The organism is Bacillus sp. SN32 (assembly GCF_002837495.1).
In the GTDB taxonomy this organism is placed as follows: domain Bacteria; phylum Bacillota; class Bacilli; order Bacillales; family Bacillaceae; genus Bacillus; species Bacillus subtilis.
Map to the genome: position 1 here is coordinate 1 of NZ_PJCT01000002.1, position 21,060 is coordinate 21,060.

At 42.7% G+C, this 21,060-nt stretch carries 21 protein-coding genes, 1 tRNA gene, 1 rRNA gene and 2 riboswitches; of the genes, 8 read left to right on the forward strand and 15 right to left on the reverse strand.

Annotated elements, in window-relative coordinates; translation table 11 throughout:
* Window positions 1–126, reverse strand: a 16S ribosomal RNA gene (locus CW370_RS08420); the annotation flags it as partial.
* 464 nt (window positions 127–590) lie between these two features.
* Window positions 591–692: riboswitch (TPP riboswitch) on the forward strand.
* A 99-nt stretch (window positions 693–791) separates the two neighbouring features.
* Here CW370_RS08420 and thiT point away from each other — a divergent pair.
* Window positions 792–1,370 (forward strand): energy-coupled thiamine transporter ThiT, encoded by a 579-nt coding sequence (gene thiT / locus CW370_RS08425; RefSeq protein WP_024572947.1) that lies wholly within the window; start codon window positions 792–794, stop codon window positions 1,368–1,370.
* A 41-nt stretch (window positions 1,371–1,411) separates the two neighbouring features.
* Here the strand turns inward: thiT and CW370_RS08430 are convergent, their stop codons facing one another.
* The 3 genes from CW370_RS08430 to CW370_RS08440 are packed head-to-tail and all read right to left on the reverse strand — an operon-like array spanning window position 1,412 to window position 4,025.
* Window positions 1,412–1,933, reverse strand: a complete 522-nt coding sequence (locus CW370_RS08430) for a GNAT family N-acetyltransferase (protein WP_015714591.1) — start codon at window positions 1,931–1,933, stop codon at window positions 1,412–1,414.
* Window positions 1,934–1,950: 17 nt separating this feature from the next.
* Window positions 1,951–3,480: a flotillin lipid rafts scaffold protein FloT gene (gene floT / locus CW370_RS08435; RefSeq protein WP_024572948.1), complete on the reverse strand. Its 1,530-nt coding sequence runs from the start codon at window positions 3,478–3,480 to the stop codon at window positions 1,951–1,953.
* A 20-nt stretch (window positions 3,481–3,500) separates the two neighbouring features.
* Window positions 3,501–4,025, reverse strand: a complete 525-nt coding sequence (locus tag CW370_RS08440) for an NfeD family protein (RefSeq protein WP_024572949.1) — start codon at window positions 4,023–4,025, stop codon at window positions 3,501–3,503.
* A gap of 167 nt (window positions 4,026–4,192) precedes the next feature.
* On the opposite strand from CW370_RS08440, the gene CW370_RS08445 reads away from it, so the two are divergent.
* Window positions 4,193–4,681 carry a DinB family protein gene (locus CW370_RS08445; protein WP_003242867.1) on the forward strand — a complete coding sequence of 163 codons (489 nt, stop codon included), beginning with the start codon at window positions 4,193–4,195 and terminating at the stop codon, window positions 4,679–4,681.
* Window positions 4,682–4,686: 5 nt separating this feature from the next.
* On the opposite strand, the gene CW370_RS08450 is transcribed toward CW370_RS08445, so the two are convergent.
* The 3 genes from CW370_RS08450 to betB all read right to left on the reverse strand — a co-directional run bounded on the left by CW370_RS08450 (window position 4,687) and on the right by betB (window position 8,050).
* Complete coding sequence (locus CW370_RS08450; RefSeq protein WP_029946184.1) at window positions 4,687–5,265, reverse strand: MOSC domain-containing protein; 579 nt, start codon at window positions 5,263–5,265, stop codon at window positions 4,687–4,689.
* Window positions 5,266–5,352: 87 nt separating this feature from the next.
* A complete protein-coding gene (gbsB, locus tag CW370_RS08455) occupies window positions 5,353–6,561 on the reverse strand; it encodes a choline dehydrogenase (protein WP_003243227.1) in 1,209 nt (402 codons plus the stop codon).
* A gap of 16 nt (window positions 6,562–6,577) precedes the next feature.
* Window positions 6,578–8,050: a betaine-aldehyde dehydrogenase gene (betB, locus tag CW370_RS08460; protein ID WP_024571874.1), complete on the reverse strand. Its 1,473-nt coding sequence runs from the start codon at window positions 8,048–8,050 to the stop codon at window positions 6,578–6,580.
* A gap of 198 nt (window positions 8,051–8,248) precedes the next feature.
* Between betB and gbsR the strand changes: the two genes are divergently transcribed.
* From gbsR to ktrB, 4 genes are all read left to right on the forward strand, one after another.
* Window positions 8,249–8,791, forward strand: a complete 543-nt coding sequence (gene gbsR, locus CW370_RS08465) for a transcriptional regulator GbsR (RefSeq protein ID WP_014480661.1) — start codon at window positions 8,249–8,251, stop codon at window positions 8,789–8,791.
* 197 nt (window positions 8,792–8,988) lie between these two features.
* On the forward strand, window positions 8,989–9,534 hold the full coding sequence (bslA, locus tag CW370_RS08470; RefSeq protein WP_024571875.1) for a biofilm surface layer hydrophobin BslA: 546 nt from the start codon (window positions 8,989–8,991) through the stop codon (window positions 9,532–9,534).
* Between the two features lie 144 nt (window positions 9,535–9,678).
* Window positions 9,679–9,827: riboswitch (cyclic di-AMP (ydaO/yuaA leader) on the forward strand.
* Between the two features lie 73 nt (window positions 9,828–9,900).
* Window positions 9,901–10,569 (forward strand): potassium uptake protein KtrA, encoded by a 669-nt coding sequence (ktrA, locus tag CW370_RS08475; RefSeq protein ID WP_003228942.1) that lies wholly within the window; start codon window positions 9,901–9,903, stop codon window positions 10,567–10,569.
* Window positions 10,570–10,575: 6 nt separating this feature from the next.
* Window positions 10,576–11,913, forward strand: coding sequence for a Ktr system potassium transporter KtrB (gene ktrB / locus CW370_RS08480; RefSeq protein ID WP_024571876.1), 1,338 nt, complete (start codon window positions 10,576–10,578; stop codon window positions 11,911–11,913).
* Window positions 11,914–11,949: 36 nt separating this feature from the next.
* Here the strand turns inward: ktrB and CW370_RS08485 are convergent, their stop codons facing one another.
* From CW370_RS08485 to CW370_RS08495, 3 genes are all read right to left on the reverse strand, one after another.
* Window positions 11,950–12,213, reverse strand: a complete 264-nt coding sequence (locus CW370_RS08485; RefSeq protein ID WP_003222348.1) for a YiaA/YiaB family inner membrane protein — start codon at window positions 12,211–12,213, stop codon at window positions 11,950–11,952.
* A 108-nt stretch (window positions 12,214–12,321) separates the two neighbouring features.
* The gene (gene lytG / locus CW370_RS08490; protein ID WP_024571877.1) at window positions 12,322–13,170 is read right to left on the reverse strand and encodes an exo-glucosaminidase LytG; all 849 of its coding nucleotides are present in this window, start codon (window positions 13,168–13,170) and stop codon (window positions 12,322–12,324) included.
* Window positions 13,171–13,330: 160 nt separating this feature from the next.
* Complete coding sequence (locus CW370_RS08495; RefSeq protein ID WP_024571878.1) at window positions 13,331–14,866, reverse strand: MFS transporter; 1,536 nt, start codon at window positions 14,864–14,866, stop codon at window positions 13,331–13,333.
* Between the two features lie 502 nt (window positions 14,867–15,368).
* Between CW370_RS08495 and cdoA the strand changes: the two genes are divergently transcribed.
* Window positions 15,369–15,854: a cysteine dioxygenase gene (gene cdoA / locus CW370_RS08500; RefSeq protein WP_024571879.1), complete on the forward strand. Its 486-nt coding sequence runs from the start codon at window positions 15,369–15,371 to the stop codon at window positions 15,852–15,854.
* A 105-nt stretch (window positions 15,855–15,959) separates the two neighbouring features.
* On the opposite strand, the gene CW370_RS08505 is transcribed toward cdoA, so the two are convergent.
* The 3 genes from CW370_RS08505 to CW370_RS08515 form a co-directional block, all read right to left on the reverse strand.
* Window positions 15,960–16,032: transfer RNA gene (locus CW370_RS08505), tRNA-Ala, on the reverse strand.
* 107 nt (window positions 16,033–16,139) lie between these two features.
* Window positions 16,140–16,970: an undecaprenyl-diphosphate phosphatase gene (locus CW370_RS08510; RefSeq protein ID WP_029946186.1), complete on the reverse strand. Its 831-nt coding sequence runs from the start codon at window positions 16,968–16,970 to the stop codon at window positions 16,140–16,142.
* Window positions 16,971–17,062: 92 nt separating this feature from the next.
* Window positions 17,063–18,229, reverse strand: a complete 1,167-nt coding sequence (locus CW370_RS08515) for an AI-2E family transporter (RefSeq protein ID WP_024571881.1) — start codon at window positions 18,227–18,229, stop codon at window positions 17,063–17,065.
* Window positions 18,230–18,410: 181 nt separating this feature from the next.
* Here CW370_RS08515 and iolU point away from each other — a divergent pair, with 181 nt between their 5' ends.
* A complete protein-coding gene (gene iolU, locus CW370_RS08520) occupies window positions 18,411–19,397 on the forward strand; it encodes a scyllo-inositol 2-dehydrogenase (protein ID WP_029946187.1) in 987 nt (328 codons plus the stop codon).
* A 40-nt stretch (window positions 19,398–19,437) separates the two neighbouring features.
* On the opposite strand, the gene rhaA is transcribed toward iolU, so the two are convergent.
* Window positions 19,438–20,712, reverse strand: a complete 1,275-nt coding sequence (gene rhaA / locus CW370_RS08525) for an L-rhamnose isomerase (RefSeq protein WP_024571883.1) — start codon at window positions 20,710–20,712, stop codon at window positions 19,438–19,440.
* 25 nt (window positions 20,713–20,737) lie between these two features.
* Complete coding sequence (rhaM, locus tag CW370_RS08530; RefSeq protein WP_014480666.1) at window positions 20,738–21,052, reverse strand: L-rhamnose mutarotase; 315 nt, start codon at window positions 21,050–21,052, stop codon at window positions 20,738–20,740.
* Between the last annotated feature and the right edge of the window lie 8 nt (window positions 21,053–21,060).

A 21,060-nucleotide genomic window follows, 5' to 3' on the forward strand; every position in this document is an offset into this window, starting at 1 on the left:
TACCCACGTGTTACTCACCCGTCCGCCGCTAACATCAGGGAGCAAGCTCCCATCTGTCCGCTCGACTTGCATGTATTAGGCACGCCGCCAGCGTTCGTCCTGAGCCAGGATCAAACTCTCCGATAAATGGATCACAGGTTAAGTTCACCGCATCCTGCGGCGACACCTGTGTGACCTGCGTCATGCAGGCCCTAGTTTGACTGACTACGCACATCGCTGTGCGATTTATAAAAATGAATTAACAGGTACGTTTTGTCTTGTTTAGTTTTCAAAGATCATTTCGTTACTTCTCAATGAAGCAGCTTTACTAATATAACATTCAGCTTCTTTTTTGTCAATAACTTTTTCAAGTTGTTTTGAAGCATCTAGTTTGTGTCCGCTGTGCATCAGCGACGTTTAATAATATAACACCTGTATTTATTTATTGCAATAGTTTTTTTAAAAAAATCTATAAAACAAATAAACTATAATCCTCGCCATGATTTCTAAAGCGTGTGTATCATATAACTTTCTTAAAAGAACATATACATCAGTCATGTGATCTTGTTGTTTTTTTCGTTTTCTTGTATAGTAGAAACGAACTAAATACTGATGACCACAAGGGGAGCATTAAAGCTGAGAGTGAGCGGTTTCGTTCTGACCCTTTGAACCTGTTAGTTAACGCTGGCGTAGGGATGTGGCAAAGTCAAATGAATTGCAGATCGTAAAGCAGTGCGTGGAACTTTTCTCATCCTTCCGCGTGCTGCTTTTTTGTTGTCCTTTTGGTTGTCTGTCAATGGAAGGAGATAGATATGAATCAATCTAAGCAACTGGTTCGCCTTATTGAAATTGCCATTATGACAGCGGCAGCCGTTATTTTAGACATTGTCTCAGGAATGTTTCTTAGCATGCCTCAAGGAGGCTCGGTCTCCATCATGATGATTCCGATCTTTTTAATTTCGTTTCGCTGGGGGATCAAAGCAGGTCTTACTACAGGTTTGTTGACAGGTCTAGTACAAATAGCAATCGGAAACTTGTTTGCTCAACATCCTGTACAGCTATTGTTAGATTACATTGTCGCTTTCGCAGCAATCGGCATAAGCGGCTGTTTCGCTTCTTCAGTCCGTAAAGCCGCTGTATCAAAAACAAAAGGGAAATTGATTGTTTCAGTGGTAAGCGCAGTTTTTATCGGCAGTTTGCTGCGCTATGCCGCGCATGTCATTTCAGGAGCTGTGTTTTTCGGCAGCTTTGCTCCAAAAGGAACGCCGGTATGGATTTATTCTTTAACTTATAATGCGACTTACATGGTTCCTTCATTCATTATTTGTGCAATTGTCCTATGTTTATTATTTATGACAGCACCCCGTTTGCTTAAAAGTGACAAAGCGTAAAAATAACAATCCCCCAGCGAATTCCGCTGGGGGATTTTTCGTTATCTGTTAAGAAGTGTTTTTAAAGCTGAAAGATCCGGCCAGCCAAGACCTACTTCTTTCAGCCTTACTCCGGCAATTTCAAAGTTGTCCTCCGCTACTCTTTCAGGTGAATAGGCCTGATAAAATATAATCGAGGGATTCTGCTCAATAACCCAAACAAACATACTTGAAAAACCATGTTGAAGCAAAAACTCCGCTCCTTTTGCTAAGAGCGCCCTGCCTGCACCTTGCCGCTGGCGCTCTTCCAGAAGATAAATAGCGTATAACTCGCCGTCATAGCCTTCTTGTTCAGAGCGAATAGGTCCAAATGAAGCAAAGCCGAATACTGAACCCATTTCGTCCTGAGCAACAAATACTCCCTTTAACGAGCGACTTTTCCATTTGTCTTCAAATTCCTTATAGTTCAGGCTGTTTAAATAATCAATCGGGATAGTTTCGTGGTATGTTGTCCTCCAGCTGTCTACATGCACTTTTGCAATGCCCTTTATATCCTCTAACTTCGCTTCACGTACAGTTACCATACGGTTCTGTCCTTTCCTTACTCTGACTTTTGGACCGTTTTGGCTTCTTTGATTTCATTTGTTAATTCATTGATGCTTTGTTTTACGTTTCCTTTTCCTGAAAAGTTCTCAAGCATTTCTTTTACATCGATTCCCGAGGATGCTTTTAAACTTTCTTGCAGACTTGACATTAAGTTCGTCGCATAGCTGGTTACTTTGTTTGCTCCGCTTGATTCACCGCTTCCTCCTGTATCGACAACGGTGATTTTATCAATATTTGAAAGAGGTGCCGCTGCTTGTTTCGCGTATTCCGGAAGCATTTTGACAATCATATCGAAAATCGCCGCCTGCCCGTACTGTTCAAAGGCAGCCGCAATTTTCTCTTTTGCTTCCGCTTCTGCAAGACCTTTCAGGCGGATAACCTCTGCCTCTGTCTCTCCTTTCGCTTTGTCTGCTTCTGCTTTTGCTAGCCCGTCAATTCTTACTTTTTCCGCCTCAGCCTTTGCCATTGCTTCAATACTGTACTTCTTGGCATCGGCTTCCGCGAGCTGTTTGGCTTTCTCAGCTGCTGCGGACTGCTCAACAGAATAACGGTCTGCATCGGCTTTTTTCTTTACCTCTGAGTCGTATTGACGTTCACGGCGAAGAATTTCTTTTTCTTCTAGCTCTATTTGTTTTTGGCGTTCGATAATTTTAACCTGCATTTCCTGCTCTGTGACTTGCTGGCGCGCTCTGGCAGTCTCTAAATCATATGCTTGGTCGGCATTCGCTTTTGCCGTATCTTGTTCTCTGCGGAATTCAGCCATTTTGAGCTGATTGAGTTTTTCAGCTTCAGCGATTTCCGTCGCCCGTTCAAGTTCTGATTTTTTTGCGTCTTTATCGGCTTCTGCCCGCTTAATTCGGGTTTCTTTATCAGCCTCTGCTGTTGCGATATCAGCATCGCGTTTTACTTGGGCAATTCTCGGTTTCCCTAATGATTCAAGATAACCGTTTTTATCACGAACATCTTTAATGGTAAACGAGACGATTACAAGCCCCATTTTCGCGAGATCCTGTGAAGCGACACGCTGCACCTCTTGAGAGAATTTTTCTCTGTTTTTATAGATTTCTTCTACTGTCATTGAGCCGAGAATGGAACGAAGGTGGCCTTCTAAAACCTCCCGCGCTTCCTGCTCACGGTCGTCTTTTGATTTCCCTAAAAATTGTTCGGCCGCTGTAGCGATTTCTCCTATAGAACCGCCGATTTTAATAATCGCAGTTCCATCGGCCATTACCGGCACTCCTTGTTCTGTATAGACTTCAGGTGTCGAAACATCGAGTTTGCTTGATAATAAGCTTAGCGGCTCTGCCTGCTGGAAGACGGGAAGGACAAAGGTTCCTCCGCCGCGGACGATTTTAATACGGTTGCCGCCTTCATCGACATGAACATTTTTATTGCCCAGATAGCTCCCTGTTACAATTAACGCTTCATCAGGCCCTGCTGTACGATACTTCGTAATAAACACAGCTATTAGTGCAATTAATAAAAAGAATACAACTCCGATGATTATTATAATCGGCATTGTCATATCAAATTCCTCCTTTTATGTTAAATGGGTTCATGCGGAGTAACCGAAAGAACTCCGTTGTTAATATCTACGACTAACACCATTGTCCCGTAACTGATCTGCTGATTATCAAAACTGACCGCTGACTTTGAAATGGTGCCGCCTATCCCTTCTATGACCACTTCACCAAACCCGTCAACCGGAACAGCTGTAATCACTTTACCGAGTCTTCCTCTGAGATCATCTTCTCTATATGCCAATGATTCTTCTGCAGATGATAATGGTACCAGTACAAAGATGTGAAGCAATACCACCAGCATGATTGAAAGGATGCAAGATAAAAGCGCAATCAGCAAGCTCGACAGAGGCAATACGAGTTCACCTATATATCCGCCCGCTGAAAAACATGTGAAAAATGAGAGCACTAATGTCGGATTAAGAAACGGAATGCCTTCTGGCAGCCCTGCAAATACATCTCCGAAAAACAGGAATAACAGCGTAAGGCTGCCCGCAATAATAAGCGTATAAAGATACATTGTTTGTATAGGTACTCCAAATAACTCCAACTTCCTCATCCTTTCTTCATCAATGCATTGATGAACGGCTGCCGTTATCATTTATACGAGACACCACAGGAAAAGTTTCAAAATTTTAAGACAAATAACCCATTTGAAGTGCTTTATAAATGATAATTGCTTATATATATGGTAATGTCATTTTAGGAGGAGATATGATGAGTATCTTTAATGAAGCCAGATTAGAAACGTGGAACGAATTGAAAGGACTTTCTGACGAAAAGCTGAACCAAAAGCCTTCTGCTGAAGAATGGAGCATACGGGAAGTTCTTGACCATTTGAAAAAAATCGATATGACCGCACAAAAAATGTTGAAGGAACGTGTAAAGGACGCTCCGATTAAAGAAATTGAAGAAAAACCGCTTGAGGTAGCACAGGACAGAAATAATAAACGGAAAGCCCCGAGTCATCTTGAGCCTGCGCATGATTTTATTTCAGGCAGCCAAATGAAACGTGAGCTTGATGTGGTAAGAGAGCAGCTGACTGCTGCGATTGCCTCTCTGAAAGAAGAAGATTTTGAAAGAGTGCTTCCGCATCCTGTGTTTCAAGAGCTGACTGTCAGACAGTGGATCGATTTTATCGGCCATCATGAAAAACGGCACCTCAGCCAAATGAAAGAAATTAAAGAAAAGATAGAAAGGGCCTGATTTGATCAGACCCTTTCTGCTTTTCGTTTAACTTTTCGCTGATAGGAATGAACTTCTATTTCATCACCTGTGTAAACAGCACCAGGTCTCTCCACAATACAGACAATCCCTCTAATGCCCAGTGCGTGGCGGACGAAAGCCGGCGCCAGCTTCGGTTGGTCCGGATAATAAGACTGAATGACTTCTCCCGGCTGGATACACGGATCATTTTCGCCCTCACACAGCAGAGCCGCTCCGCTCGGAAAAATAATCCGGCTTCCTTCTTTTAATGAAGTAAGATCTGGCATACCGCTGACTGCCACATTCGCCCCGAGCCATTCCGGCAAAATCCTTGGCACTCCCATTTTTAAAGCGATTTCGTTGCATTCCTCTATTGAAACAATTGAAATTTGTCTGCGGTTGAAAATTTCAGTCCCTCTTGAAAACATTGGTTCTCTGGCTCCCGCTTTTTTGGTCAGGCCAAAATGCAAGTCGCCGGGGATGCCGCCATAATCAAAATCAAGCTTGTCCATTTGCTTTGTTACGAAGCTATCTGTATCTGCGATATATAAGCCTTCCGCTTTTGCAGTCATACGCTTCCACATCAGCTGGCACCTTCCTTCTTATCTAAAATTTCCACCTATGCTTCATTATCCCAAAAAATCCCGCTCTGTAAAGGAGCGGGATTTTGATTATACCGTTTTAGGCGTAAGGTTAAAGCAGCGCTTGTAGATCCAGTTGTATGCTTTTTCATTTAAATCTCTAGGGTTTCCGAAGGTTTGCGGATCTTTCATTGCTTCTTTAGACAAGCGTTCGATCATATCAGGTGATACTCCCTGCTCTTCTAAAGTCGGCACTTCTAAATCTTCGACCAGATCATACATCCAATTGACAGATGCTTTCGCAGCTTCTTCTGTTGTCATCTTGCTTGTATCAATACCGAACGCTTTCGCAATACGCGCAAACTTCTCAGGATAGCCCTTCCAGTTGTATTCCATGACAGGTCCCATCATCGCCGCAACACATTGGCCGTGAGCGACTGGGATAATACCGCCAAGCGTTTGGCTCATCGCATGAGCAGCGCCCGCTGATTCACTTCCGTAAGAAAGACCGGCAAGCATCGCAGCCTGCGCCATTCCGTACCTTGCTTCCAGATCCTCTCCATCAGCAAATGCCCTCTTGATGTAATGAGCGGCATACTCAATCGCCATTAAGGCAACCGCATCCGTGATTGGCTGTGCAAATTTCATTGTATAGCACTCAATGGCATGGGCGAGCGCATCAATTCCCGTCATAGCTGTTACATGCGGAGGCATTGAAACATGAAGCTCAGGATCAATGATGGTCAAGTGCGCTGCAATCAGCGGACCGCCCGTGTTGAATTTGAATTCTCTTTCTTCATCTGTGATAACCGCCCATTGGGTTACTTCTGATCCTGTTCCAGCTGTAGTGGGAATTGTCGTCAGCGGAGGAATGCGGTTTTCCAGCGGTTTTTTCCCATCTGCCGCTTCATAATCAAGCACGCTTCCTTCGTGAGTCGCTTCTACTCCGATTGCTTTTGCCGTATCCATGGAGCTTCCGCCTCCGACTGCCACCAAACCATTACAGTTCTCTTTTTTGTAAAGCTCAGATCCTTCATTCACCAGACGGACAGGCGGGTTTGGCTCAACTTTATTAAAGAGCACCACTTCAATGCCTGCTTCTTTAAGTGATTCGATTACGGGATCAGCAACACCGGCTTTATAAATCCCAGGGTCTGTGACAAGGAGCGCTTTTGAAACGCCCAGTGCAGCTACTTCCTCACCCGTATGCTTGATGGCTCCGATTCCATGCTTAATCACAGTCGGAATTTCAAATGTGTGGAATTTCTGCATGCTTTCTACCTTCATGTTTAATGTCATCATCAATCTCCCCCTCTTATGAATTGAACCAGTTAACCGCTGCCGGTTTTGTATTACGGTATACATGTTTGACTTCTGTGTATTCTTCAAGGCCTATTTTTCCAAGCTCGCGTCCGAACCCGGATTGCTTATATCCGCCCCATGGCGCTTGTGCAAAGTACGGATGAAAATCGTTGATCCAAACGGTTCCCATTCTCAAGCGGGCTGCTACCCGTTCGCACTTTTCAATATCTTTTGACCATACCGCTCCAGCCAAGCCATAGATGGTATCATTCGCAAGCTCGATTACCTCTTCTTCAGAGCTGAAGGTTTCGACTGTCAATACAGGACCGAAAACCTCTTCCTGAACGATTCTCATGTCAGAATTACAGTTTGAGAAAATAGTAGGCTCATAGAAAAAGCCGTTTTGAAGCGCAGGATCTTCCGGGCGTTTGCCTCCTGTCTCCAGCTTCGCGCCTTCCTCTATTCCGATCTCTACATATTTTTCTACCTTTGCCCTGTGCTCCGCCGAAATAAGCGGACCGCTTTCTGTCTCAGCATGAAAACCGTTTCCGAGTTTTATGCGTTTTGCCCGTTTGACCAGCTCCGCCAAAAATTGATCATGAATGGCGTCCTCAACAAGCAAGCGGGAACCTGCAGAGCATACTTGGCCGGCGTGGAAAAATACAGCGTTTAAGGCCTGATCAACCGCAACTTCTAAATCCGCATCCTTGAAAACAATATTTGGGTTTTTCCCGCCAAGTTCAAGGGCGATTTTTTTGACGTTTCCGCTTGCCGCCCGCATGATTTTTTTGCCTGTTTCAATTCCGCCCGTAAATGAAATCAAATCGACGTCTCTGTTTACTGCAAGCTCGTCGCCCACTGTGGCTCCCGGTCCAAGAACAAGATTTGCGACACCTTTTGGAACACCGGCTTCTTCCATCAGCTTAAAGACTTTGATTGTCGTCAGCGGCGTAATCTCACTCGGCTTCATGACGATTGTGTTTCCTGCAGCCAGTGCAGGGGCGATTTTCCAGCTCGCTTGAAGGAGCGGATAATTCCATGGAGTGATCTGGCCGCAAACCCCGATTGGCTCTCTAATAATTTTGCTTTCTGAATCAGGAATCGGAGATGAAATGATCTCTCCGCCATCTTTGTCTGCCAAGCCGGCGTAATATTGAAAAACATTGGCGATATCGTCCATATCAGCCTTGCTTTCTTCGAGTGTTTTTCCTGTATCAAGAGATTCAAGCTCAGCCAGCTCCTCAAGATCGCGTCTGATTAATTCCGCAATTTTCAGAACAATTTTTCCGCGTTCAAGCCCGGATAGCGAAGACCATTCTCCTTTGTCAAATGCTCTGCGCGCGGCTGCGATTGCTTTGATGGCATCCTCTCGCCCTCCCTCGCTTACAGTTGCAATTTCTTCTTGATTAAATGGATTGATAATACTGCGGATCTGTTCTTTTTCGGCACTGATCCATTCTCCGTCAATGAATAATGTTTGACTCATATAAGCCTCCTTGACGTAAATAAAGTTTGTTAAATAAAAATTTAATGTTTTTAACAACCTTAATCTAACATATGGTTTTTAAACTGTCAAAGTCCCATTTTGATTTTTCTTTTTGACTTTTTCTCATGTTTCGTTAAGATAAAGAACATAAAGAAATAACTTAACGAATTTAATTTTCTAAAGGAAAAGAGGGTCAGTATGGATGAAAATCCAGAATTTGCAGCTATAGAACAGGCTCGGGATCTTGTTATTGACTCCATTGCTGAAACGATGGATCTTTACGGAATTACCCGCAGTGTCGGGATTTTATATGGGACGATGTATATGAGGGATGAGATGACGCTTGACGAAATGCGTGAGGAGTTGCAAATGAGCAAACCAAGCATGAGCACAGGCGTCAAAAAGCTTCAAGACTTAAATGTAGTGAAAAAAACATTTCACCGGGGCATCCGTAAGCATACATTTGTGGCTGAGAAGGATTTCTTTAAATTTTTCACAAATTTCTTTCCACCTAAATGGGAGCGGGAGGTTCAAGTGAATGTAGCAGCGATCGAGGAAGCTCAAGCTGATTTACAAAAGGTTTTATGCAAGGAAGATCTCGATGAGGATATCAAAAATGAAGCACTGCAGTTATATGATCAGCTGGAAAGCTCTAAAGCTTACTATGACTGGCTGAAACGGCTTGCTGAATCGGTGCAGACCGGAGAAATTTTTAAATTTATACCGATCGAAACAAAGTAAAGCAGAAAACGCCTGGGAAAGCAGGCGTTTTTTTGATGTAACTACTACAAATTTGAAAAATACGGGAAAAACACCCCATTTACTTCCAAAATATTTGATGGTAATTTTATGTAGGTAAAATTTGTATTTGGCCTTTCAGAGGAGGTGAAAAGCGGGCAGGCCTGTTTAATTTATCATTTTTTAGGGGGAATTTTGTTATGAAACGCAAATTATTATCTTCTTTGGCAATTAGTGCATTAAGTCTCGGATTACTCGTTTCTGCACCTACAGCTTCTTTCGCGGCTGAATCTACATCACCTAAAGCTCATACTGAATCTACTATGAGAACACAGTCTACAGCTTCATTGTTCGCAACAATCACTGGCGCCAGCAAAACGGAATGGTCTTTCTCAGATATCGAATTGACTTACCGTCCAAACACGCTTCTCAGCCTTGGCGTTATGGAGTTTACATTGCCAAGCGGATTTACTGCAAACACGAAAGACACATTGAACGGAAATGCCTTGCGTACAACACAGATCCTCAATAACGGGAAAACAGTAAGAGTTCCTTTGGCACTTGATTTGTTAGGAGCTGGCGAATTCAAATTAAAACTGAATAACAAAACACTTCCTGCCGCTGGTACATATACTTTCCGTGCAGAGAATAAATCATTAAGCATCGGAAATAAATTTTACGCAGAAGCCAGCATTGACGTGGCTAAGCGCAGCACTCCTCCGACTCAGCCTTGCGGTTGCAACTAATGTAAAAGACCGGTTAACGCCGGTCTTTTTTGCGTTTTACCCTCCCCTTTTTCTCTAATCCCCGTTATCTTTTTTCTGGTTTAAAATTTAAATTGACAAACACTAGAAACAGGAGTAAATTCTTGAGTGTTCAATTTCATACAGTCTCTTTTACCGCTTAATCAAACACGAACGGGGGAACCAACGATTGGCTGTTTTATTAACAGCCTTGGGGTGAATCTTACTAAGTAAGAGGGGGTACTCTGAATCCCTAATCCGACAGCTAACCTCGTAGGCGTATACAGAGAGGAGGTCTATTATTTGGCCATTCTTTGCAATGGTCTTTTTTGCTTCAGAAACGTTAATTCACTAAGGGAGATATGAACATTGGGAAGAATTAAAAATAAGCAATTTGCCGTGATCGGTCTGGGCCGGTTTGGCGGCAGCATTTGTAAAGAACTTCATAGAATGGGGCATGAGGTCCTTGCGGTTGATATCAACGAAGAAAAGGTCAATGCATATGCTTCTTACGCCACTCATGCGGTAATTGCCAACGCCACCGAAGAAAACGAATTGCTTTCATTAGGAATACGCAATTTTGAATATGTGATTGTTGCCATCGGAGCAAATATTCAAGCGAGTACGCTGACCACCCTATTATTAAAGGAGCTTGATATTCCAAATATTTGGGTGAAGGCTCAAAACTATTATCATCACAAGGTGCTTGAAAAAATCGGCGCTGACCGGATTATTCATCCTGAAAAAGATATGGGAGTTAAAATCGCACAAAGCCTTTCAGACGAAAATGTTTTGAATTACATTGATCTATCTGATGAATACAGTATTGTCGAGCTGTTGGCTACGCGCAAGCTTGATTCAAAATCGATTATTGACCTGAATGTAAGAGCAAAGTACGGCTGCACGATCCTGGCCATCAAACATCATGGAGATATCTGTCTTTCCCCCGCGCCTGAAGACATCATTCACGAGCAAGATTGCCTGGTGATCATGGGCCACAAAAAGGATATTAAACGTTTTGAAAACGAAGGGATGTAGACAAAGGTGACACTTCAAAAGGATAAAGTGATCAAATGGGTTCGGTTTACACCGCCTCAAGTGCTTGCCATTGGTTTTTTCCTTACCATTATCATCGGGGCTGTCCTATTAATGCTTCCGATTTCCACTACGAAGCCATTGTCATGGATAGATGCCCTTTTTACTGCGGCTTCCGCTACAACTGTTACAGGGCTTGCTGTTGTCGATATCGGTACTCAATTTACGGTATTCGGGCAAACAGTTATTATGGGGCTGATTCAGATTGGCGGGCTTGGATTTATGACGTTTGCGGTCTTGATCGTCATGATATTAGGAAAAAAAATCGGATTAAAAGAACGAATGCTCGTCCAGGAAGCCTTAAACCAGCCGACAATCGGCGGTGTCATTGGCCTTGTCAAAGTCCTGTTTCTGTTTTCGATCAGTATTGAATTGATAGCAGCACTCATTTTATCCATCCGGCTTGTACCTCAATACGGCTGGTCATCCGGCTTGTTTGCAAGTTTGTTTCACGCAATATCTGCTTTTAACAATGCCGGGTTTTCGTTGTGGCCTGATAATTTGATGAGCTACGTTGGCGATCCTACAGTAAACCTCGTGATTACTTTCTTATTTATTACAGGAGGGATCGGATTTACGGTTCTGTTTGATGTGATGAAAAATCGGCGTTTTAAAGCTTTTTCTTTACATACAAAGCTCATGCTTACAGGAACGCTGATGTTGAATGCGATTGCTATGCTTACGGTCTTTATTTTAGAATACAGCAACCCTGGGACGCTCGGCCACCTGCATATAGTGGATAAACTGTGGGCGTCCTATTTTCAGGCAGTGACGCCGAGAACCGCAGGCTTCAATTCTCTAGATTTTGGAAGCATGAGAGAAGGAACAATTGTATTTACTTTATTATTGATGTTTATCGGAGCAGGAAGCGCATCAACGGCGAGCGGCATTAAGCTGACTACGTTCATCGTGATTTTAACATCTGTTATTGCTTACTTGAGAGGTAAAAAAGAAACGGTTATTTTCCGCCGTTCCATCAAATATCCGATTATCATTAAAGCTTTAGCTGTGAGCGTCACCAGTTTGTTCATCGTGTTTTTAGGGATTTTCGCCCTGACGATCACAGAACAAGCGCCATTTCTTCAAATTGTGTTTGAAACCTTTTCCGCATTCGGAACTGTCGGCCTTACGATGGGGCTTACTCCTGAACTGACAACAGCTGGCAAGTGTATCATTATTGTCATCATGTTTATCGGAAGAATTGGTCCTTTAACGTTCGTGTTTTCATTCGCAAAAACAGAGCAATCAAATATCCGTTACCCTGATGGCGAAGTGTTTACAGGGTGATATCAAAAAAATCCGGCGTGCAGTCGCCGGATTTTTTTATGATTCGATATGAGATTGATTTTGTCTTTTTTCCTGTTCCGCGATGATTTCATTATCCTCCGCGTTATCACGGGTTACTTTTTGTGTAAGAATCGCACCAACTGCTACAAGTATCATAACAGCGATGTAATAACCTTTTTCATTGAGTTCCAGGTTATCAGCATTATAGAGTCCGATACTAAACAAAAATACTCCCGCAAAAAAAGTAAAATAAGCTAATACTGTAAAGGCAACCGTGTTTCTGCGTCTATATTTCTGCACCTTTGTTCCCTCCCGAAAGCATAGTTAAAAAGTGATAACTTCCGTGGAATATTATACCTCAAATTCCCCGTAATGGAACAAAGAATTAAAAATACCAGTAAAAAGGGCTTAGGTTGCCTCCTTTATTTCAACAGCTGAATCATCAATCCAGCCGATAAGTTTATCATTGATTTGGAATTGGTACCATACAGACTGGCCTTTCTGTTTTCTAGACACAACCTTTATGTCTTTGCCGACATAAGATTGGGCAGAGGTAAGCCTTATGGACCGATCATCAGTAGAGGGCTTGGACCATACGTCTTGAACGGCACTGTCTTTAATAGAGGCGTTTAAATCCACAGATTTGAGGGATGGATTTACCTCATCGTACTCATCTAAATCGTATTTTTCCACAATAGCGCTGATTTTGTCAGCATAGTCAGGATCTGTAGCATATCCTGATGTTTGCAGGGCGGTTGCCGCTTCCTTATAATTCCCTGCCTCAAGCACCGGTTTATACTTCTTTTTATTCCACGATGTGCCACGGACGAACAATTGGGCGTGATCATCCATAGATTCAAAAAATGTGCTGTATTTTCGAAACTTCGCGCGAATGGTTTTTCTTTTCCCTTTTTCAACTTCGTCCGTTTCCATCGTGACATGATGGCCTTTATAATTCCCTTTTACGCCAAAAAGGTTGTTGGCCTTAGCAGCCAGTTCACTGTTCCCCCAGTCCGATTCGAGAATGGCCTGAGCAATTGTGATGCTGGGGAGAACATGGTATTTTTCATACAAAATTTGGGCATGTCCGGACAGACTGTCTATAAATACTTGCTGTTCATCGATTTCTTCAGTTTCTTTGGATGTTTCAATCGGTTTTGATAAAGTTGTCGCTAAAACAAACAGAGCTAGCGGAATCGATACAAGGAAAAATAGTGAAATCAAGAGTTTACGTTTTTTAAGTTTTTTACGGGCCATGAAAACCTTCCTTCGAATTAAAAGATTACGAATGTAAAAGAATCTACCTTTTAGAATTTTACTTGCACTTCTAATATTTTTCAATTCTTTAGGGATAAAGTTGGGAAAAGATTGCAAAATAAAAACCTTTTCGCTCAATGAAAAGGTTTTTACCATGTTTCTATTTTTGTAAATTTCTGAGTGCATTCCGATATTCCGTATCATTTATTACTTTATATGATTTGACAGTTGCCTTCGACAAACCTTCTGCTGAAACGGCCGGTTTTTCCGGAGCTGTTTTCGCTTTATCATGTGGTTTATGTGCCAGCTTGTGCCCCATTCCAGTGGCATTCATACAAAATGACAGGCAGACGAGCAGCACGCTAAGGATAAAAGAAATGAAGAAGAGATCATGATAAGCAGTCATCATAGAAGCCTGTACCGAACCGCTTTGTCTGGCAGCATCTTTTTTCGTGAAAAAGCCGATGAGAATAGGAACTCCCATATAGACAAACAATCTTAAAAACTGAACAGCTGTCATTCTCTTGACCAAATCAGGCAGCGGGCCTCCCATGGCAGCTCCCATCAGCCCTGCGGCGACTGTCAGGCCTGTTCCCGCTGCAAGCATGATAAACAGTGCCGCGAACATATAAAGAGATGATCGATCCTGCATATGCAGCCATTGAAAATTCACAAAGACGAGAATGAGTCCGCCGATAATACCGAGCATCCCTGGTCCGACTTTATCATAAAACAGAGCGCTCAAAATGGCCGCGATCGCCACTCCGATTAAAAGAGTCAAGTTTAAAAGAATGAGATGCTCCTGAGAAATATCATACATTTGACGGAGCAAGCCTTGAAAAGCAGACAGGCTGACAGCTACCGTTATCGTCCCTGCAGCTATGATCAATAAGCCAAGCACCGGTTTTGGCAGCAGCATCAGTTTAATAGATATGAATGGGTTTTTCACTTTATATTCCACAATCAATAGACCAATGAGCAAACATAACGTCACCCCGAAACCAATCCATACATAACCCGATGACAGCCCCCATTTTTGCAGAAAAATGAATGAAACCGCTGAGGCTGCGGCAAGGAAAACAGATAAAAGAATTCCCGCACGATCAAGCGGCTGTTCTTGATCTGCCGCTCCGTGATGTTCGTCATGGAGAAAGAAATAGCTCACCGCGACACCGATCAGGGACAAGGTGCCAAAGATGAAAAACAGCCATCTCCAATGCCCGCAGCTTGTTGCAATGGTTCCCAGGATTGTGCCGATGATAACAGAACCATAGAATCCCCCGATCAGCACAAGCAGTGCATAATTCCTACGTTCAATCGGGAATGACAGTACAAGCATTGGAATCATAATCATCAGCATGACACCTGTTGCCGCTCCCTGTAAAAAGCGTCCTGCCGCCATCCATGCAACATCGCTTGAACATGCGATGAGCAGTGAACCTAGTATAAAGACAGGTAATGAAGCCAGATAGACGGGACGAGCACCGAATTTTTTCCTCAGCAGCGGTCCTGCCGGAACTAATAAGGCAAAGGCCATATTGCCGATCAATATTGGATTTACTGATGTGAAGCCACTTGTTCCAACCGCTTTCTGAACAAGGCCTTGAACTGACGACAATGCCGTGTTAGACATCAATCCCGGCCCGACCGCTAAGACGGCGAGCAAAGAAATCACCCAATAGTGTTTTGTCTTCATGTTGTCATTCCTTCCTATATGAATACATGCGAAACACATCATTTTTTGAAAACAAAAGAAGCTAATAGATTTTGCATACCATTAGCTTTCAGTCTAATATTCTCCCTTTCAGGGGAAATGATATTATTTTATTATAATTATGTGAATGAATGAGCATATAATCAAATATTATTTCAAATCGATTGTGTTTTGTCAATGGAGTAAATTTCAAGCACAACATAAAAAGTCTGAAAGCTTTTCCCCGATATTGTGTCTAGAACTGCACTTATGAATCCCTGCTCGTTCCCTCAAGCGAATTAAATCAGGCCGTTTTAATCCTTTCAATCCACTATTCCAACTAATAAACTCGAATAAGTTGGTGATAAGACAACATTTTGGCCGCACATTTTTTTGTGTTCACTGGGCGTTTGCCGCCTCTAAATTGTATATGGGTAAATACCATGAATTAACCTATGAAATACCAATGTAAGGAAATTCTAAATATTCCGGGAGGCAAAAACGAATGGAACTGTATGAGTGTATCCAAGACATTTTTAGCGGCTTGAAAAATCCATCGGTTAAAGATTTAGCAACGTCTTTAAAACAAATTCCAAACGCAGCAAAATTGAGTCAACCGTATATTAAGGAACCAGACCAGTACGCTTACGGCCGAAATGCCATCTATCGAAATAATGAATTAGAAATTATCGTGATTAACATTCCGCCAAACAAGGAGACAACAGTACACGATCATGGTCAATCCATTGGTTGTGCAATGGTGTTAGAAGGAAAGCTTCTTAATTCTATTTATCGTTCAACCGGCGAACACGCAGAACTCTCCAATTCATACTTTGTCCACGAAGGAGAATGCCTTATTTCAACCAAAGGTTTAATTCACAAAATGTCCAATCCAACATCCGAACGAATGGTGTCTCTTCATGTCTACTCCCCTCCTTTGGAAGACATGACGGTCTTTGAGGAACAAAAGGAGGTATTGGAAAATTCATGATTGACAGATAAACTGCTCACATTGACTTCGCTCAACTGGAGGATTCAGAGAATGAACCTTTTCCTCAAAACAAAAAAACCCTTATAGAATAAGGGTTTAAAGGTATGGAGCCAAGGGGGCTCGAACCCCTGACCTCTACGCTGCCAGCGTAGCGCTCTCCCAGCTGAGCTATGGCCCCGTATGTAACGTCATGTTTATTATAGATGATTTTATTTTGAAAAACAAGCTGTTTCCTCTTGAATTGACAGAAAAAATAAGGCTCGTAAAAGAGCCTTATTTTTCGACTTACATCATGATCAAAAGTAAAATCACACCGAGAATAATTCGATAGATTGCAAATGGGACAAGTTTGATTTTGTTAATCAGCCTTAAGAAGAAACGGACGACAAACAGTGCGACCATAAAGGCACAGATAAAGCCGACGATGAAAAATGGCATCAGATCCGAGCTTAAGCTGTCCCAATGCTTCACGAGGCTTAGAAAGCTGGCTCCCATCATGATCGGCATCGCCATAATAAACGTAAAGTCGGCTGCAGCTCGGTGGTTTAATCCGAGAATAACACCGCCGGAAATGGTTGAACCAGAACGTGAGAAACCCGGCCAAAGGGCAAGACATTGGAATAAGCCGACTGCTATCGCCTGTTTATAGGAAATGCGGTCGAGTGTGTCTGTCGCTGTTTTCCGCTTATTGACCCAGTCAGCAAAAAGCATCAGGATTGCCCCGGCAATTAAACCGATGGCCACAGTTTTGACGGAAAATAAATATTCATCAATGTAATCTTCAAACAAAAAGCCGAGAACAGCTGCAGGCACGAGTCCGACGGCGATTTGGGCAATGCTTAATTTATGTCCCTGCTCCTGGTCGCTTGTAATATTTTTTTTCAAGCCGAGTAAATTTAAAATTCGGTCTTTAAACACGATAGCTACTGCTAAAATGGAGCCTAGCTGAATAACCACCTTGAATGAGTTAGCAGCTTCTTCTGACATCAGATTACTTGATTTAAGCCAGATGTCGTCTACTATGATCATATGTCCTGTCGAAGAAACCGGCGCGTACTCTGTTAATCCTTCTACGATTCCTAAAATGGCGGCTACAAACAATTCCCATAGAGTCATGATTTTGATTCTCCCCATTAGACATTTATTTTTTTACATAACGGGAGCTTTCCATAAATGGAAAGCCCGTCTTATATAACTATAAACGAAAATCACACTTTATGCCCCGGCGTATTTTCATTTTTTTCTTCATCGTATAAATGTGACCGCATTTTAAACCAGTCAAATAAATGTGTCGTAATGACTTTGGCAACAGCATAGCCCGGAATGGCAAGAATGATTCCAACAACGCCAAACAGCTTGCCAGCTGTTAATAGCAGAAAAATAATCGTGATCGGGTGGATGTGAAGGTTTTTTCCCATAATTTGCGGAGAGATCAGCTTCCCTTCAATCAGCTGAACAATGGTCCAAACGATCACCAATTTAAGCAGCATAAGCGGCGATGTCACTATGGCAATGATAATCGCAGGCGTAATGGCAATCGTTGGCCCTAAATATGGAACGATGCTAGTACAAGCCGCAATGACGGCTAGCAATGAAGCATAATCCAGCCCGATAATCAAATAACCGATAAACAGCAAAAACCCGATACAGAAGCTGACAATGATCTGGCCTCTGATATAAGAGCTTAACCGATGATTCATTTCGCTTAAGACTGTGTATGTCTGTTCTTTCAATTGCGTCGGAACAAACTTCAGTATGTAGACCGGCAATTTTTTTCCGTCCTTTAACAAATAGAAAAGGATAAACGGAACCGTAACGATTGAAATGATAATCTCAGTCAGGGCGCCGATAAAATTCCCAACGCCGGTAAAGGTACTGTTCACAATTGTCGCTGCCTGATCTGAAACCTTTGTTGCGAGATCAGATATATTGATGTTCGTCGTTTGCTGGGCCTGATTGACGAAGTTGCTGCCGATCAGCTGTTTCGTCTGATTTTCAACGATATCCACATATCTTGGGATGTTGTCGATTAAACTCATAATTTGTTCTTTTAAGAAGGGAATGATCGACACGATTGTGATCGTGATCAGCCCGATAATCAATAGATACAACAGTAAAATAGAATAGATTCTTCTTATTCTTCTTCTCTCAAGGAAATCGACGACCGGGTTTAACAGATAAAAAACAATGCCTGTCAAAATAATCGGAAGTGATATCGTTTTGAGCAAAACAATAATCGGGGTGAAAATAAATGATGTTTTTGTAAATACTAGAATATTTAAACCAATCAGCAGCAGCACAAGCAAAAATAAAACAAACTTATTGTCCAAGAAGAATCGCTTGAATCTGCCGCTCCATGTTTGCAACGTCTCCACTATCGTTCCTCCGTCATACATAGTTTAATTAAATTGTACACTATCGTCCCTATAATGAAAAATAAAAACCGTTAATTGCTGGAAAAGCTTTCACGGTTTTAACATTCTATTTATATCTATCATGTGATTTTGTTCTTTTTAAGCTATAATTTAGCTATATCATACAAAAGGAGCGATACGAGTGATACGTTTTGCAATAATAGGAACCAACTGGATTACAGACCGCTTTCTTGAGTCAGCAGCGGATATCGAAGATTTTCAGCTGACTGCTGTTTATTCAAGATCGGCTGAACGCGCTGGCGAGTTTGCTGCTAAACACAACGCTGCGCATGCCTTCTCAGACCTTCAGGAAATGGCGGCGAGCGATTGCTTTGATGCCGTATACATAGCGAGCCCGAACGCTCTTCACAAGGAACAAGCCGTTCTCTTTATGAACCATGGCAAGCATGTGCTTTGTGAGAAGCCGTTTGCTTCGAATACAAAAGAAACAGAAGAGATGATCTCAGCGGCTAAGGCAAACGGCGTTGTTCTCATGGAAGCAATGAAGACCACTTTCCTGCCGAATTTCAAAGAGCTGAAAAAACACCTGCATAAAATCGGCACTGTCCGCAGATTTACCGCAAGCTACTGCCAGTATTCCTCACGGTATGACGCGTTCAGAAGCGGAACTGTTTTGAATGCGTTTCAGCCTGAGCTTTCCAATGGGTCATTAATGGATATTGGCGTCTATTGTATTTATCCGGCTGTTGTGTTGTTTGGCGCGCCGAAGGATGTAAAAGCAAACGGATATGCTTTATCCTCCGGAGTGGATGGAGAAGGAACTGTCATTCTGTCTTACGACGGGTTCGAAGCTGTTCTGATGCATTCCAAAATCTCTACTTCCTATGCCCCGGCGGAAATCCAGGGTGAAGACGGGACGATTGTAATCGATACGATTCATCGGCCTGAACGTGTTGAAATCCGCTACCGGGACGGCCGCCTTGAAAACATTGCGATTCCTGATCCTAAACCGGCGATGTTCTATGAAGCAGAAGAATTTGTCACGCTCATAAAAGAGAATAAGCTGGAATCTGAAGAAAATACATTTGAACGGTCTTTGACCACCGCAAAAATTATGGAAGAAGCAAGAAAGCAAATGGGAATTATATACCCTGCTGATCAAGCTTAAAAAAATCCGCCCGCGTGCAAATGCCGCGGCGGATTTTTTATTAGGCAATCGGAGAAGATGCCCTCCTTTTTAAAAGCACCTGTTGTTCATATTCTTTGATGTCATGAAGCCATGCCTCTTTTACCGGAACGCCCATTTGCTCACAGTAGGAATCCCAGATGGCTCCGAAAGGATATGTTTTGAATTCCTCCATCAGGGCCAGCCTTTCTGTATAGCGGCCCTCTTCCTGCAATTGTTTTAAATATCCGTTCGGGAGAAGCAAGGCATACAATAAAGCTTTGATCATATTTCTCGTTCCAATGGTCCAGGCGGCTACACGGTTAATGCTGGCATCGAAAAAATCTAGACCGATGGCGACCTTCTCAAGAGCCTGATTTCGTACAATTTCAAGAGCGATTTCTCTCAATTCATCATCCAAAACCACTACATGGTCGCTATCCCAACGAACAGGCCGAGATACGTGCAAGGCAAGCTTGTCTGTGTACAGCAGCATGGACGAGATCTTGTTTGATACCGTCTCAGTCGGATGGAAATGGCCTGTATCAAGTAAACAAAGCTTATGATTCGTCAAAGCATAAGCTAAATAAAATTCATGAGATCCGACAACATATGATTCGGAGCCAAGCCCGAACAGCTTGCTCTCGATTGAATCAAGATTGTGTTGTTCACTGATCTCCTCTGCGAAGATCCGATCCAGTGATTCTTTTAGTCTTTTACGCGGTGTCAGCCTATCACTCGGGATATCCTTATAGCCGTCGGGAATCCAAATATTCGTCAAGCAAGGTGTTCCTAATTCTTTCCCGAAGTATTCCCCGATACGGCGGCAAGCGATGCAATGCCTGATCCAAAATTCTCTGATGTCCGGATCAGGGTGTGAAAGGGTGAGTCCGTCAGCCGCTTTCTCATGCGAAAACAAGGTTGGATTAAAGTCTAAACCGAGACCAAGGTTTTTTGCCCATTTCACCCAGTTTTCAAAATGCTGCGGCTTCAATTCGTCACGTTCTACCGCTTCCTTGTTTGTTTCTGCGTATATCGCATGCAGGTTTACGCGGTGCTTTCCAGGAATGAGAGAAAGAGCCTTCTCCAAATCTTTTCTTAATTCTTCAGGAGTTTGCGCTTTTCCGGGATAATTGCCGGTCACGTCAATTCCGCCTGAAAGCTCGCCCTGATTTACTTCAAAGCCTCCAATGTCGTCACCCTGCCAGCAGTGGATCGAAATGGGCACTTGCTCTAATTGCCGAAGCGCCTCTTCAACATCAATTCCCCATTTTTCATATGCCTGTTTTGCACTGTCATAATTGGCTTTTATGGTCATACGGCTCTCTCCCTTTATCAGTTTTTTAATCCAAATAAAAAACTTCCTTTAGATCTATCGAAACAGGACTGAAATCCGAATTTGTTTTCATTAATGGCGCCATCGATTTCCACCATCTTCGGCAAACTTCCGTGTCCGCCATCTTTCTCCATTTCTCTTCATCCTCTATTTCTAAATATGCAAAAAGCCTGCCTGTTTCCTCGTCTAGAAAAATGGAATAATGGTGTGCTCCATGAGCTTTGAGTGCTTCTGCCATCTCAGGCCAAATGTCATCATGCCGCTGTTTGTATTCTTCGTACTTGTCTTGATGGACAAACATGATACTGGCTTTTCTTTTCAAACCTTTTC

What these genes read in the sequence shown, in the direction of transcription:
- cdoA (WP_024571879.1), top strand. Translation starts at nt 15,369, where the DNA reads ATGGAACTGTATGAGTGTATCCAAGACATTTTTAGCGGCTTGAAAAAT.
- thiT (WP_024572947.1), top strand. Translation starts at nt 792, where the DNA reads ATGAATCAATCTAAGCAACTGGTTCGCCTTATTGAAATTGCCATTATG.
- bslA (WP_024571875.1), top strand. Translation starts at nt 8,989, where the DNA reads ATGAAACGCAAATTATTATCTTCTTTGGCAATTAGTGCATTAAGTCTC.
- gbsB (WP_003243227.1), bottom strand. Translation starts at nt 6,561, where the DNA reads ATGACATTAAACATGAAGGTAGAAAGCATGCAGAAATTCCACACATTT.
- betB (WP_024571874.1), bottom strand. Translation starts at nt 8,050, where the DNA reads ATGAGTCAAACATTATTCATTGACGGAGAATGGATCAGTGCCGAAAAA.
- rhaA (WP_024571883.1), bottom strand. Translation starts at nt 20,712, where the DNA reads ATGACCATAAAAGCCAATTATGACAGTGCAAAACAGGCATATGAAAAA.
- CW370_RS08495 (WP_024571878.1), bottom strand. Translation starts at nt 14,866, where the DNA reads ATGAAGACAAAACACTATTGGGTGATTTCTTTGCTCGCCGTCTTAGCG.
- lytG (WP_024571877.1), bottom strand. Translation starts at nt 13,170, where the DNA reads ATGGCCCGTAAAAAACTTAAAAAACGTAAACTCTTGATTTCACTATTT.
- CW370_RS08430 (WP_015714591.1), bottom strand. Translation starts at nt 1,933, where the DNA reads ATGGTAACTGTACGTGAAGCGAAGTTAGAGGATATAAAGGGCATTGCA.
- CW370_RS08445 (WP_003242867.1), top strand. Translation starts at nt 4,193, where the DNA reads ATGAGTATCTTTAATGAAGCCAGATTAGAAACGTGGAACGAATTGAAA.
- floT (WP_024572948.1), bottom strand. Translation starts at nt 3,480, where the DNA reads ATGACAATGCCGATTATAATAATCATCGGAGTTGTATTCTTTTTATTA.
- CW370_RS08510 (WP_029946186.1), bottom strand. Translation starts at nt 16,970, where the DNA reads ATGACTCTATGGGAATTGTTTGTAGCCGCCATTTTAGGAATCGTAGAA.
- CW370_RS08450 (WP_029946184.1), bottom strand. Translation starts at nt 5,265, where the DNA reads ATGTGGAAGCGTATGACTGCAAAAGCGGAAGGCTTATATATCGCAGAT.
- gbsR (WP_014480661.1), top strand. Translation starts at nt 8,249, where the DNA reads ATGGATGAAAATCCAGAATTTGCAGCTATAGAACAGGCTCGGGATCTT.